The organism is Mycobacterium sp. M26 (assembly GCF_001494595.1).
In the GTDB taxonomy this organism is placed as follows: domain Bacteria; phylum Actinomycetota; class Actinomycetes; order Mycobacteriales; family Mycobacteriaceae; genus Mycobacterium.
Window position 1 is genome coordinate 2,579,149 of sequence record NZ_LN929908.1, and the last position, 17,613, is coordinate 2,596,761.

Sequence of the window (17,613 nt, forward strand, 5' to 3'; positions counted from 1 at the left end):
CCGACGGCCTCACCACCAGCCGTCGGCCGGGTCGGCGACGGTCCAGTCGGCCAGGACGGGTGGGGGCACCATCGGCAGCGGGCCGATCAGTGCAGCGGTGTTCTCCATCGACACCTCACCGGGTTGGGTCATATCCGGTTCGACGCGGGCGGGCGCCGATCGGTTCCCGACCATCTAGCCGCTGTTGCGCAGGGCGGTCGCCAGACCGCTCATCGTGAGCAGGATGCCGCGCTGCACCAGTTCGTCGGTGTCCCCGGAGCGGTACCTCCGCAGCAGCTCGACCTGCAGGTGGTTCAGCGGCTCGAGGTAGGGGAACCGGTTGAACACCGAACGGGCGAGTGCCGGGTTGTCGGCGAGCAGATCGTCGTGGCCGGTGATGAGCTTATGCATCCGGATGGTGCGCTCGTGTTCGGCGACAATCTTGTCGAACACCCGGTGCCGCAGTTCGGCATCGTCGACCAGTTCGGCGTAGCGGGCGGCCAGTCCCATATCCGATTTCGCCAGCACCTGGGCCATATTGGAGAGCACGGTGGCGAAGAACGGCCACTTGGCATAAAGGTCCTGGAGCACCTCGAGGCGCCCTTGCCCCTCGGCGATCCACTGCTCGAACGCGGTGCCCGTGCCGTACCAGCCGGGCAGCATCACCCGCGACTGGCTCCAGGCCAGCACCCACGGAATGGCCCGCAGGTCCGAGATCGACGTCGTCGGCTTACGGGAGGTGGGCCGGCTGCCGATGTTGAGTGAGCCGATCTCACTGACCGGGGTGGAGGCCTTGAAGTACTCCACGAAGCCGGGTGTCTCGTGCACCAGCTCGGAGTAGGCCCGCTGCGCCCGGGCGGCCAGGTCGTCGAGCACCTCGTAGGCCGGACCGGCGGCATCCCCCAGACCCTCCACGTCGAGCAGGGTGGACTCCAGGGTGGCGGCCAGCAGGGTCTCCAGGTTGCGGTGTGCGATGCGGGGCTCGGCGTACTTGGCGGCGATCACCTCGCCCTGTTCGGTGAGCCGTAGCGAGCCGTTCACCGCGCCGGGCGGCTGGGCCAGGATCGCGTCGTAGCTGGGGCCGCCGCCGCGGCCGACGGTGCCGCCGCGGCCGTGGAAGAGCCGCAGCCGGATTCCGGTCTTGCGGGCCGATTCGACAAGGTCGAGCTCGGCCCGGTACAGCGCCCAGTTTGCGGCCAGGTACCCACCGTCCTTGTTGGAGTCGGAGTAGCCCAGCATCACCTCCTGGCTCTCGCCGCGGGCGTGCACCATCGCCCGGTACAGCGGCAGATCCAGGATGGACTCCAGGATGGACGAGCCGCGCTGCAAGTCGTCGATCGTCTCGAACAGCGGCACGATTCCGACCGGGGCGTAGGCGGTTTCACCTGAAACATCGAGCAGCCCAGCCTCTTTCAGCAGGATCGCCGCTTCGAGCATGTCGGAGACCGACTGACACATCGAGATGATGTAGTTGGGAACCGCCTGTGCGCCGAACACCCGCACCGCACGCGCCGCCGCGAACACGATGTCGAGTTCCTTGCGCGCCAGTTCGGACAGTTCGGCGTCATCGCGGATCAGCGGACGACGGGTCGACAGCTCGCCCACCAGGAGCTCGACGCGTTCCGGCTCGGGTAGTGAGGCATAGTCCGGATGGACACCGGCCCAGGCCAGCAGCTCGGCGATCACCTGCTCGTGCATCTCGGAGTTCTGCCGCATGTCCAGGCCGCTGAGGTGGAAGCCGAAGGCGTCCACGGCGTCGCGCAGCCGTGCCAGCCGGTCGTCAGCCAGCAGCGCGCTGCCGTTGCGCCGCAACGATTCTCCGATGGTGTCCAGATCGGCGAGCAGTTCGGCCGGGGTGGCATACGGCGGCAGGCCCAGATCGAGGATGTGCTCGGGCTGGCGGTCCAGGATCTGCGCGGCGGTGGCGGTCAGCCGGGCGTGCACGGCGCGCAGCGCCCGCCGGTAGGGCTCGTCGAAGCGGGCCGGCTCATCGAGGGTGGCGGCCAGTTCGGTGAGCTCATCGGAGGTCTTGACCAGCCGGGCGGACATCGAGAGCTCCTGCTCCAGTGCCGTCAACTCGGCGAAGTAGTGCGCCAGCGCCGTGAAGGCAGCGCTACCGGTGGCCAGTCGCACCACATCGGCGGTGACGTTCGGGTTGCCGTCGCGGTCACCGCCGATCCAGGAACCGGGTCGCAGGATCGGCTGCGGCAGCAGGTCGGCACCCGGCCAGCGGGCTCGCAACGCGTCTCGCACCTCGGTGGCCAGTCGCCCCACATCGGCGGTGACGTTCGGGTTGCCGTCGCGGTCACCGCCGATCCAGGAACCGGGTCGCAGGATCGGCTGCGGCAGCAGGTCGGCACCCGGCCAGCGGGCTCGCAACGCGTCTCGCACCTCGGCGTTGACCTTGGGGATCACCTCGAAGAAGGCCGCTGGATAGTAGCGCAGGCCCACTTCGATCTCGTCCTGAATTTTCAAGCGGGACAACCGGATCAGCGCCGTCTGCCAGAGCGTCAGGATCTGCAGACGCAGCTCGGTTTCGATCGGCCGGCCGTCTTCGGTCTCGGTCTGGCCGTGCAGGCGCAACCGCATGAGCTGGGTGATGCGGTGCTGGGTGTCGAACACGGTGCGCCGGCGGGTCTCGGTCGGGTGGGCGGTGATGACCGGCGACACCAGTGCGCCCCGCAGCGCCGCGGCGACGGTGTCGGCGTCGAGTTCGGCGGCCTCGAGCTTGCGGTAGGTCGCGGCCAGCGTGCTGTTCAGGGGCGGCTCACCCGCGGCGACGTGCACGGCCCGGCGACGCTCCCGGTGAATGTCCTCGGCCACGTTGGCCAGCAGGGCGAAGTGGGTGAAGGCGCGGATCACCGGGATCGCCTGATGGATGTCCACACCATCGAAGAGCCGGGCCAGTTCGGCCCGGTCGATCTCGGAGCGCCGAACCCGGAAGGACTCCACCCGGGCCCGTTCGACGAGGTCGAACACCTCCGCACCGTTCTGCTCACGCACCGTGTCGCCGAGGATCGCCCCGAGCAGCCGGATGTCCTGACGCATCGGTTCGGTGGCCTCCCGCCCGACCTGGGTGCGGTGCACGGCACCGATCGGTTCGAGCGTGGTGTCCGAGACCTCTGCCATGCCTCCAGTATCGATGGGCCGGGGGCATGGCGCAGGGTGAGAGCCGTCGGTCTATCCCCAGACGCCGTTTCATCCACAGCCGGGCCGCCGACCGGCCCGATGGGAACATATGTTCGATACCGTGGAGCCATGACCAGGTGCGAACCGTTGACTGCCGAGGCGGTACAGGCGTTGGTTCGCACCGAACTCGACGCGATCGACCTGGCCTATGACCGATTGCGCTCGACGTGTACTGATCTGGCGGGCAATGCTTTTCGAATCGAGGTCGCCGAACGATTAGAGACTCAGCATCGCATCAACCGGGGGCTGTCGTATCGCATGTTTGGCGAGATCGAGCAACCGGCGGACGGGGCCGGTCGGGTCGCGGTGCGTGATGCGCTGGCCACCCGGCTGCGGCTCACCGCCGGGGAGGTGCGGCGACGGTTCCGGGTGGCGGCCCGGATCCGGCCCCGGCGTTCCCTCACCGGGCCCGCGCTGCCACCGGAACTCCCGGAGCTCGCTGCCGCGGTGGCGTCCGGCGAGGTCGGAGACGACCACATCGCCGTGATCACCCGGGCCCTCGACCTGCTGCCGTCCGCGGTGTCTGCCGTCGACCGCGACAAGGCCGAGCGCACCCTGGTGCGCCATGCGCGCGAACAGGATTCGCAATTCGTCGCCGTGATCGGTGCGACGATCGCCGACTGCCTGAATCCGGACGGCACCTTCACCGACGAGGATCGGGCCCGGCGCCGCGGCGTGCTGCTCGGCCGGCAGGGCCCGGACGGAATGAGCCGGCTGTCCGGCTGGCTCGATCCGGAGACCCGGGCGTATCTGGAGGCGGTGACCGCGGCCGTCCGCCCAGGGCGGCACCAGCCCGACGGCGAGGAACGCGACACCAGAACCCCGGAACAACGCCGCCATGACGCCGTGAAGATCGCCTTGAAGGCGGCGATGGGGTCAGGGTCGTTCGGCAGTCACCGCGGGATGCCGGTCACCGTTGTGGTGACGACGACGATGTCCGAACTCGACCAGGCGGCCCGCGCGGCGCGTGATCCCGGCGTACCGATGCCGGCAGCGGCCAGAACCGGCGGAACGGGCCGGCTTCCGATGCGCGATGTCATCCGGATGGCGGCCGGATCGGTGCACTATCTCGCGGTCTTCGAAGACCATTCGGAACGGCCGCTCTACCTCGGCCGGTCCAAACGGCTCGCCACCGCCGATCACCGGATCATCTGCCATGCCCGCGACGGCGGATGCACCAAACCGAACTGCTTGGTGCGGGGTTACGACTGCGAGGTGCATCATGCCCGGGGCTGGAGTTCAGGCGGGGCGACCGATGCCGACAATCTCTACTTCGGCTGCGACGGCGACCATGACGCGGTGACCGACGGTGTCTACGACACCACCGTGACGGAAGACGGGCGCATCGCCTGGTCAGACGGGACGGGCCCGCCGCGGGTCAATGACGTGCATCATCCCGAGCGATTACTCGGGAAGGACGAAGACGGGTTCAGGAGTACTTGATCTGCAGCGCCATACCGACGATGGACACCACCCAGATGCCGACGACGAACAGCGTCAGCCGGTCGAGGTTCTTCTCCACCACGGTCGAGCCCGACAGGCTGGACTGCACACCGCCGCCGAACAGGGTCGACAGGCCGCCGCCCTTGGCGCGGTGCAGCAACACCAGCAGCACGATGAGCAGGCTGGTGATCACCAGGATGATCTGCAGGGCCAAAACCATGCCGACCAGAATACCTGGTGGTGGCCCCGATCAGGGCAGCGGGCCACCCGCGGCGATCGCCGACAGCATGGCGAACTGCTCGCCGTCCAGCGACGCCCCGCCGACCAGCGCACCGTCGACGTCCTGCTGGGCGACGATCTCGCCGACATTCTTGGCGTTGACCGAGCCGCCGTAGAGCACCCGCACACCTGCCGCGATCTGCGGGGTGGCGAGCGCCCCCAGTTCCTTGCGGATGGCTTCACACACCTCCTGGGCGTCGGCGGCGCTGGCCACCCGTCCGGTGCCGATGGCCCACACCGGCTCGTAGGCGATCACGACGTTGGCCAGCTGCTCGTTGGTCAGCCCGGCCAGCGAACCGCGCAGCGAGTTGACGTTGAACTCCACGTGGTTGCCGGCTTCGCGCACGTCGAGCTGTTCTCCGATGCAGACGATCGGGACCAGTCCGTGCCGGAAGGCGGCGGCGGCTTTCGTCGCCACCACGGCGTCGTCCTCATGGTGGTAAGTACGACGCTCGGAGTGACCCACAACGACGAACGTGCACCCCAGCTTGGCCAGGAACGCCCCGCTGATGTCGCCGGTATAGGCGCCCGAATCGTGCTCGGAGAGGTCCTGGGCGCCGTAGGTCAGCCGCAGCTTGTCGCCGTCCACCAAGGTCTGCACGCTGCGCAGGTCGGTGAACGGCGGGATGACGGTGACATCGACCTTGTCGAAGTACTTGTCCGGCAACGAGAATGCGATCTTCTGAACCAGCGCGATGGCCTCGAAGTGATTGAGGTTCATCTTCCAGTTGCCGGCGATCAGCGGCTTACGGGACACAGGGCTCCTAATTCAGAATCTCGATACCGGGCAGCGATTTGCCCTCAAGGTATTCCAGCGATGCACCGCCGCCGGTCGAAATGTGCGAGAAACCGTCCTCGGGCAGACCGAGCAGGCGCACGGCGGCTGCCGAGTCGCCGCCACCGACCACGCTGAACGCCCCCTTGGCGGTGGCACCGATGATGGCCTCTGCCACGCCCTTGGTCCCGGCCGAGAACGCCGGGAACTCGAACACCCCCATCGGCCCGTTCCAGAAGACAGTGCGGGCGTTGGACAGCAGCGTGCTGAACCGCTTGACCGACTCCGGTCCGATGTCCAGACCCATCTTGTCGGACGGGATCTGGTCAGCGGCCACCGTCTCCGGCGGCGAGTCAGCAGCGAACTTCTCGGCCACCACGATGTCGACCGGCAGGTGGATCACGTCACCGTAGGTGTCCAGCAGCTGGCGGCAGGTGTCGATCATCTCCTCCTGAAGCAGCGAGGTGCCCACCGAAAGCCCTTGGGCGGCAAGGAAGGTGAAGCACATGCCGCCGCCGATGATCAGGCTGTCGGCCTTGGTCGCCAGGTTCTCGATCACGGCGAGCTTGTCGGAGACCTTCGAGCCGCCGAGTACCACCGCGTAGGGCCGCTCGCCGGCACTGGTCAGCTGTTCGAGCACCTTGACCTCGGCGGCCACCAGCGTGCCCGCGTAATGCGGCAGCAGGGTGGCCACGTCGTACACCGAGGCCTGCTTGCGGTGCACCACCCCGAACCCGTCGGACACGAACGCACCGTCATCGCCGACGAGTTCGACCAGCGCCTTGGCCAGAGCCAGCCGCTCGGCATCGTCCTTGCTGGTCTCACGCGGATCGAAGCGGATGTTCTCCAGCAGCAGCACGTCGCCGTCGGTGAGTCCTTCGGCACGGGCCAGCGCATCGGTGCCGACCACATCACCGGCGAGCTGCACATGGCGGCCCAGCTGCTCCCCCAGCGCCGCGGCGACCGGGGCCAACGAGTACTTCGGCTCCGGGCCGCCCTTGGGTCGGCCCAGGTGCGCGGTCACGATGACCTTGGCGCCGGCGTCGGCCAGCGCCTTGAGCGTCGGTACCGAGGCGATGATGCGGCCCGGGTCGGTGATCACCCCGTCGTCGAGGGGGACGTTCAGGTCGGAGCGCACCAGAACGCCCCGACCTTCCACGCCCTCGGCGAGCAGATCGGACAGAGTCTTGACGGCCATCGCTGTTAGAGGGACTTGCCGACCAGGCCGACCAGGTCGACCAGGCGGTTGGAGTAGCCCCACTCGTTGTCGTACCACGACACGGCCTTGGCCTGGTTGCCAATGACCTTGGTCAGGCCCGAGTCGAAGATCGAGCTGTGCGGGTCGGTGACGATGTCACTGGACACGATCGGGGCGTCGTAGTACTTGAGGATGCCCTTGAGCTTGCCCTCGGCGGCGGCCTTCATCGCGGCGTTGATATCGGCCGCGCTGGCCTCCTTGGCCAGCTCGACGGTCAGGTCGGTGCACGAGCCGGTGGGGATCGGTACGCGCAGCGCGTAGCCGTCCAGCTTGCCCTTCAGCTCGGGCAGCACCAGGCCGATGGCCTTGGCGGCACCGGTGGAGGTGGGCACGATGTTCAGCGCGGCGGCACGGGCCCGGCGCAGATCGCTGTGCGGGCCGTCCTGCAGGTTCTGGTCCTGGGTATAGGCGTGCACGGTGGTCATCAGGCCCTTGACGATGCCGAACTCGTCGTTGAGCACCTTGGCGAACGGGCCGAGGCAGTTCGTGGTGCACGAGGCGTTGGAGATGATGTTCTGGCTGCCGTCGTACTTGTCGTCGTTGACGCCCATCACGATCGTGATGTCCTCGTCGGTGGCCGGCGCGGAGATGATGACCTTCTTGGCTCCCGCATCGAGGTGGCCCTTGGCCTTCTCGGCTTTGGTGAAGATACCGGTGGACTCGACGACGACGTCGACGCCGAGGTCGCCCCACGGCAAGGCGGCCGGACCTTCCTTGACCTCGAGGGCCTTGATCTTGGTGTTGCCGATGACGATGGTGTCCTCGCCCTCGAGGCTGACGTCCTCGGGAAGCCGACCCAGGATCGAGTCGAACTTGAGCAGGTGCGCGAGGGTGGCGTTGTCGGTCAGGTCGTTGACCGCCACGATTTCGATGTCTTTGGCCTTGCCCAACGCCTGCTGGGTGGCCAGGGCCCGGTAGAAGTTGCGTCCGATGCGGCCGAAGCCGTTAACGCCAACCCGGATCGTCACGTCTGTCTCCTTGAGTCGCTTCGAGTGCTCGGGGTCAGCCTAGTGGCGACGCCACCGCCATGCGCGACCGGTTGCGGAGTTGGTTCCAACTCCCGTCGAACTGGGTCAGGCGCCGGTCTGGTCAAGACGGGCCGAGCCGGTCCAGCGCTGCCGGATCGAGGGCAATGTCCCGTCGGCCTCCAACTCGGCCTGCACGGCGTTGATCCGAGCCAGCAGCGCGGCGTCACTAGTGGGGACGGCGATGGCGACCTTCTCGGCGGTGATGCCGCGCTGGACCACGCCGATGCCCGATAGCGGTTCGACGAGGTCGGTCAGCACCGGCGCCAGCTTCATCACCGCATCACAGCGCCCGGTGGTCAGATCGCGCAGCGCGGTGCGAATGCTGCCGTAGTCGTAGACCCGCACCCGCGCGGCCTTGCCGTCGGCGACCAGCCGGTTGGCGATCGGCTGACTCGTGTTGCCCTTCTGCACGCCGATGGTCAGCCCGTCCAGGTCATCGATCGACCGCACCTCGGGCAGCCGTGCGGTGTCGACGGCCAGCGCCTGCCCGGAGATCAGGTAGGGCTCGCAGAACGATGCCTTGAGCGCCCGGGAACCGGTGATGGTGGTGCCCGACGTGACGCAGTCGAACTCGCCGGAGTCCAGCGCGTCGAAGATGCCGTTGAAGTCACGGCCCGCGTAGCGGACGAACTCCACCGTGCGGCCCAGGGCGCGACCGATCGCCGACATCAGGTCGAGGTCGAGCCCACCGTGGCCATCGGCGCCCGCCGAGTTGAACGGCGGATCGGGGAACGCCGCACCGACACGCAGGACATCCGCACCGCCGGTCATGGCGAAACCGTAACGAACGCCCGACGTGATCGACAGCCACTCGGCGCACCGCGTAGCGTCGCGCTCATGGCGATCACCCCGGACCTCGGCCCGGTCCGAAAGCGCCTCGGGCAGGGCCTGTTCGCGATGGTCGCGGGTCCCGAAGGCCCGGAGAACCGGGAGCGCATCCACAACTCCCCCGGGCCCCGATGGTTCGCCGACGACCGTCCCATCCGGCAGGTGCACGCCGACGCGTCGATGTTCGTCGGGGGCCTGCGCGCCCTGTTGCTGCAGTCGCTGCATCCGCTGGCGATGGCCGGTGTCGCCGAGCATTCGGATTACCGCGGCGACCCGTGGGGCCGGCTGCAGCGCACCAGCACGTTCCTGGCCGTCACCACCTTCGGCACCGCGCAGGACGCCCAGCGCGCCGTCGACCGGGTTCGCGGCATCCACCGCCGGGTCCACGGCACCGCAACCGACGGTAGGCCGTACCGCGCCGACGACCCGCATCTGCTGGAGTGGGTGCACATCGCTGAGGTGGACAGTTTCCTGCTGGCGCATCAGCTCTACGGCGCGGCACCGCTGGATCAGGACGGTCGCGACGGCTACATCGCCGACGCGGCACGTACCGCCGAGGCGCTCGGTGTGCCCAACCCGCCGCGTACCGAGGCCGAACTCGCCGAGCGGCTGGCGGCCTACCGCCCGGAGTTGCGCAGCACCGAGGCCGCCCGGGACGCCGCCCGCTTCCTGCTACTGACCCCGCCGCTGCCACTGGTGGCCCGCGTGCCGTACGGCGTGCTCGCCGCCGCGGCGGTGGCGATGCTGCCGGCGTGGGCCCGGTTGCCCCTGCGTCTGCCGTACCTACCCCTTGCCCGGGTCCTGCCCCCGCCGCTGCCACTGGTGGCCCGCGTGCCGTACGGCGTGCTCGCCGCCGCGGCGGTGGCGATGCTGCCGGCGTGGGCCCGGTTGCCCCTGCGTCTGCCGTACCTACCCCTGGCCGAGGCCACCGGAATTCGCCTCGCCGGACGGGTGCTGGTCGGCACGATCCGCTGGGCACTGGCCGCCAATCAGCCCGAAATCACTACCGGCGAACAACTTTCGGTGTGAAGCTCAGGCGTCTTCGAGCAGGTCGGGAGTAACCGCCGACTCGGTGTCGGGAATGCCGTCCTGCTTGGCTTTGCGATCGGCCATCGACAGCAGTCGCCGAATACGCCCTGCCACAGCATCTTTCGTCATCGGCGGATCTGCCAGCCGACCCAACTCCTCCAGCGACGCCTGGCGGTGTTCGACCCGCAGCCGGCCCGCGGCGGCCAGATGTTCGGGCACGGTGTCGGCGAGGATCTCCAGCGCCCGTTCGACCCGGGCCGCGGCAGCTACCGCGGCGCGCGCCGAGCGACGCAGGTTGGCGTCATCGAAGTTGGCCAGCCGGTTCGCGGTCGCGCGAACCTCGCGACGCATCCGCCGCTCCTCCCAGATCAACCGGGTGTCCTGGGCGCCCATCCGGGTCAGCAGCGCGCCGATGGCCTCGCCGTCGCGCACCACCACCCGGTCGGTGCCACGCACCTCACGGGCCTTGGCGCTCACCCCCAGCCGGCGCGCCGCGCCGACGAGAGCCAGCGCCGCCTCGGGCCCGGGGCAGCTCACCTCGAGCGCCGAGGAACGGCCGGGTTCGGTGAGCGAGCCGTGCGCGAGAAACGCTCCGCGCCAGGCGGCCTCGGCGTCACCGACACTGCCGCCGACCACCTGGGCGGGCAGGCCGCGCACCGGCCGGCCCCGCATGTCCAGAAGGCCGGTCTGACGGGCCAACGCCTCCCCGTCTTTGGCGACACGGACCAGGTAGCGGGTGCTCTTGCGGATACCGCTGGCCGACAGGACGTGGACCACCGCGTTGTAGCCGTAGAGGTCGTAGATGTCCTTACGCAGCCGCCGGGCGATGATGCCCAGATCGACCTCGGCTTCGACGACCACCCGGCCGGCCACGATGTGCAGGCCGCCAGCGAACCTCAGCAGCGAGGCCACCTCCGCCCGTCGAGCGCTCACGGAGTTGACCACCAGACGGCTCAGTTCGTCCTTCACCTCGGCAGTCATCGCCACGGGTCGTCACCTCTCGGTCCGTTGCCACTCGGTCCCTCCACCCCGTCCCCCTGTCGCGTTGCCCCAGCTCGCATTGGGGCAGCGGCCGGAAGAGTCTGTGTCGCGGGAACGGTTCCCCGTGTGCGCACACCTTCGAGCGCTGCGGCCAGCTTCGCCGGGTCATGTAAAGGTGTACCAGGTCTGGACACGTCAGCAAACTGAACTGACGCTTCTATCACGCTCGCGGTGCGGCGAAGTTGATCACGTTCGCGGTCCGAGGGCACCGAAGCGGCGTCCACGATGATCTCGTGTACGGAGAAGCCGGGAGCGTGCTGGGTCAGGACATGGAGATGGCGCTCTGCCGAGAAGCCCGCCGTCTCCCCCGGCTCGGCGGCCAGGTTGAGTACCAGGGCCCGCCGCGCGGTGGTGTTCTTCAGTGCCGCCGCCAGTCCGGGCACCAGCACGTGCGGGATCACACTGGTGAACCAGGAACCCGGACCCAGCACCACCAGATCGGCCGCCATGATCGCGTCGACCGCCTGACGGGTGGCGGGCGGATCGCCGGGCAGCAGCCGCACCCGGCGCACCTTGCCCGGGGTGGTGGCCACGGCCACCTGGCCGCGGATCACCCGGCTCATCCGGGGGTCACCTTCCAGCCCGGCGACGTCAGCCTCGATCTGCAGCGCGATCGGGCACATCGGGAGTACCCGGCCCTTCACACCGAGCACCCGGCCGAGCTCGTCGAGCGCGGCCACCGGATCGGCCAGCACCTCGTTGAGGCCGGCCAGGATGAGGTTGCCGATCGGGTGGCCGGCCAGGGCACCGCTACCACCGAACCGGTGCTGGATGATCGTGGCCCACAACCGGCCGTGCGGACTGTCAGAAGCCAACGCCGCCAACGCCATTCGCAGATCACCCGGGGGCACCACGTCGAGCTCGCTGCGCAGCCGGCCGGATGATCCACCGTCGTCGGCCACGGTGACCACGGCCGTGACATGCGGGGTGATCCGGCGTGCCGCCGACAGCGTCGCATAGAGGCCGTGCCCACCGCCGAGCGCGACGATGCGCGGGCTGACCTCACCGGTCGTCACACTCATTCGCGACCCAGATCCCGGTGCAGCACGCGCACGGTCAGTCCCCGGTTCTCGTCGAGCAGGCCGGCCAGCGCCTCGGCCATCGCCACGCTGCGGTGCTTGCCGCCCGTGCAACCGATGGCCACCGTCATGTATCGCTTCCCCTCTCGGCTGTAGCCGTCCACCACGAGCTTCAGCAGCTGATGGTAGGTCTGCAGGAACTCCGTGGCGCCGGGTTGGCTCAAGACGTAATCCCGGACCGCCGGATGCTGACCGGTCTGCGGGCGCAGCTCGTCGACCCAGTGCGGGTTGGGCAGGAACCGGACGTCCATCACCATGTCGGCGTCCATCGGCAGCCCGTATTTGAATCCGAACGATTCGACAGTAACGCTGGTCTGGGCGACGGCCTCCCCGCCGAAGGCCCGCTCGATGCTTTCCCGCAGCGCGCGCACCGACAGGGTCGAGGTGTCGATCACCAGGTCGGCGGTGGCTCGCACCGGGGCCAGCATGGCCCGTTCCGCCGCGATCCCTTCGGCCAGAGTCTGGTTGCCCTGGAGCGGATGACTGCGCCGATTGTTCTCGTAGCGCCGCACCAGGATGTCGTCGGAGGCCTCCATAAACAGCACCCGCGGGTGGATGCCACGAGTGGCCAGTTCGCTGCGGACCGAGTCCAGGTCACCGGTGAAGCCGCGGGAGCGCACATCCATCACGACGGCCAACTGGGTGATGCGCGATCCGGCCGCCAGGCCCAGGTCCACCATCCGGGCGATCAGCTCCGGGGGCAGGTTGTCGGCCACATACCAGCCGAGGTCCTCGAGCACCTTGGCGGCGGTCCCCCGCCCCGCCCCGGACAGTCCGGTGACCAGCACTACGTCGATACCCGCCTCGGGCTCGGCCACCACGGCGGTCCGCCTGTCTTCGTCTGTGTCGTGTTCGGTCATAGCGATGCCTGCTGTGCAGTCCGATCATCGTCGACGGGCTCGGCCGTCGCAGCCGTTCCCGGCGAATCCGCCGACACCCCTAGCGCTTCCAGCACGGCAGCGGCGGTGGCGACGCCGATTCCCGGCACCGCGGTGATCTCCTCGACGCTGGCCTGCCGTAGCCGCGCCAACGATCCGAAGTGGGTCACCAGGGCCTTGCGGCGCGCCTCGCCCAGCCCGCGCACCGAGTCCAGCGCCGAGGCCGTCATCCGCTTGGACCGCTTGCTGCGGTGGTAGGAGATGGCGAACCGGTGCGCCTCGTCACGGACCCGCTGCAACAGGTACAGCCCTTCGCTGTTGCGCGGCATGATCAGCGGGTCGGCTTCGGACGGCACCCACACTTCCTCGAGGCGTTTGGCCAGCCCGATCACCGCGACGTCGTCGACGCCGAGTTCGTCGAGCACCGCCTGGGCGGCGTTCACCTGGGGTGCGCCGCCGTCCACTACGTAGAGGTTGGGCGGGTAGGCGAATCTGCGCGACTTGCCTTCCGGGGCCAGTTCATCGAGGGTCTGCTGGTCGCTGACGTGCCGCAGGAATCGGCGCCGGGTCACCTCGGCGATGGACGCGACGTCATCGGATCGGCCCTCGCCGGCAGCCTCCCGGATCGCGAAGTGCCGGTAGTCCGACTTACGCGGCAGGCCGTCCTCGAACACCACCAGCGAGGCCACCACATCGGTGCCCTGCACGTGACTGATGTCCACACATTCGATCCGCAACGGGGCATCGGCCAGACCGAGGGACTCCTGAATGTTCTGCAGCGCAGCCGATCTCGCCGTGAAGTCGCCGGCCCGCTTGAGCTTGTGCTGCTGCAGCGCCTCCTGGGCATTGCGATGGACGGTCTCGGCGAGCGCCTTCTTGTCGCCGCGTTGCGGCACCCGCAGTGCCACCCGGGAGCCACGCAGCCCGGACAGCCAGTTGGCCAGCTCCTCGGCGTTGGGCGGCAGGCAGGGCACCAGCACCTCACGTGGCACCGGGTTGGTGGATTCATCTGCCGCGCTGCCCAATTCGGCTTGCTCACCGTAGAACTGAGTGAGGAACTGCTCGACCAACTGGGCCTCGGCGGAGTCGCCGGGATCGCCCGGCTTCTCGATCACCCAGCCGCGCTGACCGCGCACCCGCCCACCGCGGACATGGAACACCTGCACGGCGGCCTCGAGGTCGTCGTCGGCAAACGCGACCACGTCCGCGTCGGTGCCGTCCCCGAGCACCACGGCCTGCTTCTCCAGCGCCCGTTTGAGCGCCCCGATGTCGTCGCGCAACCGGGCGGCCCGTTCGAAGTCGAGGTCGGCGGCGGCGGCGTTCATCTGGTGTTCGAGCTCGCGGGCGAACCGGTCGGTCCGGCCGGACAGGAAGTCGCAGAAGTCGGTGACGATCTTGCGGTGCTCGTCGGCGCTGACCCGGTCGACGCACGGCGCTGAACACTTGTCGATGTAGCCCAGCAGGCAGGGCCGGCCGATCTGGTTGTGCCGCTTGAACACTCCCGCGGAGCAGGTGCGGGCCGGGAACACCCGGGTCAGCAGATCGAGAGTCTCCCGGATTGCCCAGGCATGCGAGTACGGCCCGAAGTAGCGGACACCTTTGCGGCGCGGACCGCGGTAGACGAACAGCCGCGGGTATTCCTCGTTCAGGGTCACCGCCAGCACCGGGTAGGACTTGTCGTCGCGGTAGCGGACGTTGAACCGCGGGTCGAACTCCTTGATCCAGTTGTATTCCAGCTGCAGCGCCTCGACCTCGGTGTTGACCACCGTCCACTCCACCTTGGCGGCGGTGGTCACCATCTGCCGAGTTCTGGGGTGCAGGCTGGACAGGTCGGCGAAGTAGGAGGTCAGTCGGCTGCGCAGGCTCTTGGCCTTGCCGACGTAGATCACCCTGCCGTGGGGGTCCCGGAATCGGTAGACACCCGGCTCGACGGGGATGGATCCGGGCGCCGGGCGGTACGTCGCGGGATCGGGCACATTCTCAGGTTAGTACCGTCGATGGCGTGCCCACGGCGCGCATCACCCGCCTCACCGAGTCGGACTGGGAGCAGTTCGCCCACCTCCGACTGCGGGCGCTGGCCGATGCCCTGGGCACGTCGGACGAGCAGTACCTGGCAGAGTCGACGATGACGCCGGCGCACTGGCGGGAAAGGTTGCGCGACCACGCCCAATTCGTGGTGTTCGTCACCAACCGGCCGGCCGGCCTGATTGCCGCCCATCAGGAGGACCCCGGCACGGTGTACCTGTACTCGCTATGGCTGGATCCACGGGTCCGGGGCAGAGGGCTGGGCCGGCAGCTCGTCGCCGCGGCCCTGGACTGGGCCCGGCGCTGCGGGGCCCGGGTGGTGACGCTACGGATGGCGCGGGACAACCACGTGGCCCGCGCGGTCTACGAGGGCCTCGGGTTCGCCGAGGTCCCCGACGACAGCCTCACCGAAGTGGCGATGACGCTCAGGATCGGGTGATGTCCGGCCGGTAGGTCGCCAGCAGCGAGCGCATGGTCTCCATCGCCTCGACAGCTCGTTCGCCGTCCACCGACTGAATGGCCACCACGGGCACATACTCGAAGTCGGCGATGTCCACCCGGGCCCAACGCGAGCCCTCGGGGAAGCTCACGTCGACGACCTCGTCCCAGGGCACGACCCGCTCCACCAGGAGGTTGCGCACCCCGATCCCGGCGGGACCGATCCGCACCCGCGGCATGGCGAGCAGCAGGATGGCCGCACCCAGAACGATGCCGAGCAATCCCATCGCGAATTGGTCAGCAGGCTGGATGTAGGCGCCGGTGAATTTGATCGTGGAAAAGATTCCGACGGTGATGCCCGCCGTGGCGACGATGAAGGCCGCGATGTAGGCGACGATCGGGACCAGTCGCGGCCGAAGCACGACATCCCATTCCGTGGTGGATTCGCTCATGCCCCGCGAAGGTGACGCAGCGTCAAGGCGGTCGAGAGAGCAGCGGCCGCCGCCTGGGCGCCCTTGTCCTCGGCCGAACCGGGCAGACCAGCCCGGTCGAGGGCCTGCTCCTCGTTGTTGGTCGTCAGCACCCCGTTGGCCACCGGCGTCGCTTCGTCCAGCGACACCCGGGTCAGCCCCTGCGTCACCGCGTCGCACACGTAGTCGAAATGCGGTGTCTGTCCGCGGATCACCACACCGAGGGCCACCACCGCATCGTGGGTGCGCGCGAGTTCCTGTGCCACAACCGGGATTTCGATGGCCCCGAGCACGCGGACCACCGTAGGCTCGGCGATACCGGAATCCTCGGCGACCCGACGGGCACCGTCGAGCAGTGCATTGCAGATCTTCGCGTGCCAGGTGCTGGCGACGATGGCCAGCGACAGCTCGGATGCATCCATCTCCGGAAGGTCCGGAATGCCTGCGCCGCCGCTCATTTGGCGAACCTCACAGGGCGCCGCCCAGATCGCCGGGCAGCCGCACAGCCTCATCGAAGTCGTCCAGACCGGTCAGGTCGTGCCCCATCCGGTCCCGCTTGGTCATCAGGTACCGGATGTTCTCGGCGTTGGCGCGGACCGGCAGCGGGACGCGCTCGATGATGTGCAAGCCGTACCCGTCCAGACCGACACGCTTGGCCGGGTTGTTGGTGAGCAGCCGCATCGAGCGCACACCGAGGTCCACCAGAATCTGGGCGCCGATGCCGTAGTCGCGGGCGTCGGCGGGCAGGCCGAGTTCCAGATTGGCGTCGACGGTGTCGGCGCCGGCGTCCTGCAGCTGATAGGCCTGCAGCTTGTGCATGAGGCCGATGCCGCGGCCCTCGTGGCCGCGCATATAGAGCACGATGCCGCGGCCTTCGCGGGCCACCATGGCCAGTGCGGCATCCAGCTGCGGGCCGCAGTCGCAGCGCCGGGAACCGAACACGTCACCGGTGAGGCATTCGGAGTGCACCCGGACCAGGACGTCGTGGCCGTCGTTCTCCGGGCCGGCGATGTCACCGCGTACCAGAGCGACGTGTTCGACCTCTTCGTAGACGCTGGAGTAGCCGACGGCGCGGAACTCGCCGTGCCGGGTCGGGATGCGCGCCTCGGCGATGCGCTCGATGTGCTTCTCGTGCTTGCGGCGCCATTCGATGAGGTCGGCGATGGAGATCAGGGCCAGGTTGTGCTCGTCGGCGAAGACCCGCAGCTCGTCGGTCTGGGCCATCGCGCCTTCGTCCTTCTGGCTGACGATCTCGCAGATGGCACCGGCCGGCTGCAGACCGGCCATCCGGGCCAGGTCGACGGCGGCTTCGGTGTGGCCGGGGCGGCGCAGTACGCCGCCGTCCTTGGCCCGCAGCGGCACGACGTGGCCGGGCTTGGAGAAGTCTTCGGCGACACTGGTCGGATCAGCCAGCAACCGCATCGTGGTCGCCCGGTCCGAGGCCGAAATGCCGGTTCCGACACCAATTTTGGCGTCGACGGTGACGGTGTAGGCGGTGCCGTGCTTGTCCTGGTTGACCGCGTACATCGGCAGCAGTCCGAGCCGATCGCAGATCTCGCCGTCCAGCGGCACACACAGATAGCCGGAGGTGTAGCGGACCATGAACGCCACGAGTTCGGGGGTGGCCTTCTCGGCGGCGAAGATGAGGTCGCCCTCGTTCTCGCGGTCCTCGTCATCGATGACGACGACGGCCTTCCCTGCCGCGATATCGGCAACCGCCCTCTCGACGGTATCCAGCCTCGTCATCTTTGCCGCCTGCTCTCTGACCTGATCTTGCTGCACACAGTATGAACCACGAGTGGACCCAAGTTATTGCCCGTCCTCGTCAGTGGTCCGCTTAGTTGGTCGGCGAGGGTCCGCGACACCGATATGCG

Annotated in this window: 17 protein-coding genes; 3 read left to right on the top strand and 14 right to left on the bottom strand. The window is 68.6% G+C overall.

Features of this window, described 5'->3' with window-relative positions:
• Positions 1–9: 9 nt before the first annotated feature.
• Positions 10–174 (bottom strand): hypothetical protein, encoded by a 165-nt coding sequence (locus tag BN3385_RS28330; RefSeq protein ID WP_156432843.1) that lies wholly within the window; start codon positions 172–174, stop codon positions 10–12.
• Positions 175–3,108: a phosphoenolpyruvate carboxylase gene (gene ppc, locus BN3385_RS21650; RefSeq protein WP_059019879.1), complete on the bottom strand. Its 2,934-nt coding sequence runs from the start codon at positions 3,106–3,108 to the stop codon at positions 175–177.
• 129 nt (positions 3,109–3,237) lie between these two features.
• Between ppc and BN3385_RS21655 the strand changes: the two genes are divergently transcribed.
• Positions 3,238–4,611, top strand: coding sequence for an HNH endonuclease signature motif containing protein (locus BN3385_RS21655; RefSeq protein ID WP_059019882.1), 1,374 nt, complete (start codon positions 3,238–3,240; stop codon positions 4,609–4,611).
• Here the strand turns inward: BN3385_RS21655 and secG are convergent.
• The 5 genes from secG to BN3385_RS21680 all read right to left on the bottom strand — a co-directional run bounded on the left by secG (position 4,598) and on the right by BN3385_RS21680 (position 8,722).
• A complete protein-coding gene (gene secG, locus BN3385_RS21660; RefSeq protein WP_059019884.1) occupies positions 4,598–4,831 on the bottom strand; it encodes a preprotein translocase subunit SecG in 234 nt (77 codons plus the stop codon). The two genes, BN3385_RS21655 and secG, sit on opposite strands and share 14 nt — an antisense overlap.
• Positions 4,832–4,861: 30 nt before the next feature.
• Complete coding sequence (gene tpiA / locus BN3385_RS21665) at positions 4,862–5,647, bottom strand: triose-phosphate isomerase (protein ID WP_059019886.1); 786 nt, start codon at positions 5,645–5,647, stop codon at positions 4,862–4,864.
• A 7-nt stretch (positions 5,648–5,654) separates the two neighbouring features.
• The gene (locus BN3385_RS21670) at positions 5,655–6,863 is read right to left on the bottom strand and encodes a phosphoglycerate kinase (protein ID WP_059019888.1); all 1,209 of its coding nucleotides are present in this window, start codon (positions 6,861–6,863) and stop codon (positions 5,655–5,657) included.
• Between the two features lie 5 nt (positions 6,864–6,868).
• Positions 6,869–7,891, bottom strand: a complete 1,023-nt coding sequence (gene gap / locus BN3385_RS21675; RefSeq protein WP_059019890.1) for a type I glyceraldehyde-3-phosphate dehydrogenase — start codon at positions 7,889–7,891, stop codon at positions 6,869–6,871.
• Between the two features lie 105 nt (positions 7,892–7,996).
• A complete protein-coding gene (locus BN3385_RS21680) occupies positions 7,997–8,722 on the bottom strand; it encodes an ABC transporter substrate-binding protein (protein ID WP_059019892.1) in 726 nt (241 codons plus the stop codon).
• A 66-nt stretch (positions 8,723–8,788) separates the two neighbouring features.
• Here BN3385_RS21680 and BN3385_RS21685 point away from each other — a divergent pair, with 66 nt between their 5' ends.
• Positions 8,789–9,808 (top strand): oxygenase MpaB family protein, encoded by a 1,020-nt coding sequence (locus BN3385_RS21685; RefSeq protein ID WP_059019894.1) that lies wholly within the window; start codon positions 8,789–8,791, stop codon positions 9,806–9,808.
• Between the two features lie 3 nt (positions 9,809–9,811).
• Here BN3385_RS21685 and whiA read toward each other — a convergent pair whose 3' ends face one another.
• From whiA to uvrC, 4 genes are read right to left on the bottom strand one after another with little or no spacing between them, the layout of a single operon-like run.
• Entirely contained in the window at positions 9,812–10,789 is a 978-nt protein-coding gene (gene whiA / locus BN3385_RS21690) for a DNA-binding protein WhiA (protein WP_082690760.1), read from the bottom strand.
• On the bottom strand, positions 10,786–11,871 hold the full coding sequence (locus BN3385_RS21695; protein WP_059019898.1) for a gluconeogenesis factor YvcK family protein: 1,086 nt from the start codon (positions 11,869–11,871) through the stop codon (positions 10,786–10,788). The genes whiA and BN3385_RS21695 overlap by 4 nt, the downstream gene beginning before the upstream one ends.
• The gene (gene rapZ / locus BN3385_RS21700; protein WP_059019899.1) at positions 11,868–12,788 is read right to left on the bottom strand and encodes an RNase adapter RapZ; all 921 of its coding nucleotides are present in this window, start codon (positions 12,786–12,788) and stop codon (positions 11,868–11,870) included. Before rapZ ends, BN3385_RS21695 begins: the two co-directional genes overlap by 4 nt.
• Complete coding sequence (gene uvrC, locus BN3385_RS21705; protein ID WP_059019901.1) at positions 12,785–14,782, bottom strand: excinuclease ABC subunit UvrC; 1,998 nt, start codon at positions 14,780–14,782, stop codon at positions 12,785–12,787. The genes rapZ and uvrC overlap by 4 nt, the downstream gene beginning before the upstream one ends.
• Before the next feature lie 26 nt (positions 14,783–14,808).
• On the opposite strand from uvrC, the gene BN3385_RS21710 reads away from it, so the two are divergent.
• Positions 14,809–15,270: a GNAT family N-acetyltransferase gene (locus tag BN3385_RS21710; RefSeq protein WP_059019903.1), complete on the top strand. Its 462-nt coding sequence runs from the start codon at positions 14,809–14,811 to the stop codon at positions 15,268–15,270.
• On the opposite strand, the gene BN3385_RS21715 is transcribed toward BN3385_RS21710, so the two are convergent.
• Genes BN3385_RS21715 through BN3385_RS21725 form a run of 3 tightly spaced genes read right to left on the bottom strand, consistent with a single transcriptional unit; the run spans position 15,257 to position 17,485 of the window.
• A complete protein-coding gene (locus BN3385_RS21715; RefSeq protein WP_059019905.1) occupies positions 15,257–15,721 on the bottom strand; it encodes a PH domain-containing protein in 465 nt (154 codons plus the stop codon). The genes BN3385_RS21710 and BN3385_RS21715 overlap by 14 nt on opposite strands.
• The gene (gene ribH, locus BN3385_RS21720) at positions 15,718–16,197 is read right to left on the bottom strand and encodes a 6,7-dimethyl-8-ribityllumazine synthase (RefSeq protein ID WP_059019908.1); all 480 of its coding nucleotides are present in this window, start codon (positions 16,195–16,197) and stop codon (positions 15,718–15,720) included. Before ribH ends, BN3385_RS21715 begins: the two co-directional genes overlap by 4 nt.
• A gap of 10 nt (positions 16,198–16,207) precedes the next feature.
• Positions 16,208–17,485, bottom strand: coding sequence for a bifunctional 3,4-dihydroxy-2-butanone-4-phosphate synthase/GTP cyclohydrolase II (locus BN3385_RS21725; RefSeq protein WP_059019909.1), 1,278 nt, complete (start codon positions 17,483–17,485; stop codon positions 16,208–16,210).
• Between the last annotated feature and the right edge of the window lie 128 nt (positions 17,486–17,613).

What these genes read in the sequence shown, in the direction of transcription:
- BN3385_RS21695 (WP_059019898.1), bottom strand. Translation starts at nt 11,871, where the DNA reads ATGAGTGTGACGACCGGTGAGGTCAGCCCGCGCATCGTCGCGCTCGGC.
- BN3385_RS21725 (WP_059019909.1), bottom strand. Translation starts at nt 17,485, where the DNA reads ATGACGAGGCTGGATACCGTCGAGAGGGCGGTTGCCGATATCGCGGCA.
- BN3385_RS21715 (WP_059019905.1), bottom strand. Translation starts at nt 15,721, where the DNA reads ATGAGCGAATCCACCACGGAATGGGATGTCGTGCTTCGGCCGCGACTG.
- secG (WP_059019884.1), bottom strand. Translation starts at nt 4,831, where the DNA reads ATGGTTTTGGCCCTGCAGATCATCCTGGTGATCACCAGCCTGCTCATC.
- BN3385_RS21680 (WP_059019892.1), bottom strand. Translation starts at nt 8,722, where the DNA reads ATGACCGGCGGTGCGGATGTCCTGCGTGTCGGTGCGGCGTTCCCCGAT.
- BN3385_RS28330 (WP_156432843.1), bottom strand. Translation starts at nt 174, where the DNA reads ATGGTCGGGAACCGATCGGCGCCCGCCCGCGTCGAACCGGATATGACC.
- whiA (WP_082690760.1), bottom strand. Translation starts at nt 10,789, where the DNA reads ATGACTGCCGAGGTGAAGGACGAACTGAGCCGTCTGGTGGTCAACTCC.
- BN3385_RS21655 (WP_059019882.1), top strand. Translation starts at nt 3,238, where the DNA reads ATGACCAGGTGCGAACCGTTGACTGCCGAGGCGGTACAGGCGTTGGTT.
- BN3385_RS21685 (WP_059019894.1), top strand. Translation starts at nt 8,789, where the DNA reads ATGGCGATCACCCCGGACCTCGGCCCGGTCCGAAAGCGCCTCGGGCAG.
- BN3385_RS21670 (WP_059019888.1), bottom strand. Translation starts at nt 6,863, where the DNA reads ATGGCCGTCAAGACTCTGTCCGATCTGCTCGCCGAGGGCGTGGAAGGT.
- ribH (WP_059019908.1), bottom strand. Translation starts at nt 16,197, where the DNA reads ATGAGCGGCGGCGCAGGCATTCCGGACCTTCCGGAGATGGATGCATCC.
- rapZ (WP_059019899.1), bottom strand. Translation starts at nt 12,788, where the DNA reads ATGACCGAACACGACACAGACGAAGACAGGCGGACCGCCGTGGTGGCC.
- ppc (WP_059019879.1), bottom strand. Translation starts at nt 3,108, where the DNA reads ATGGCAGAGGTCTCGGACACCACGCTCGAACCGATCGGTGCCGTGCAC.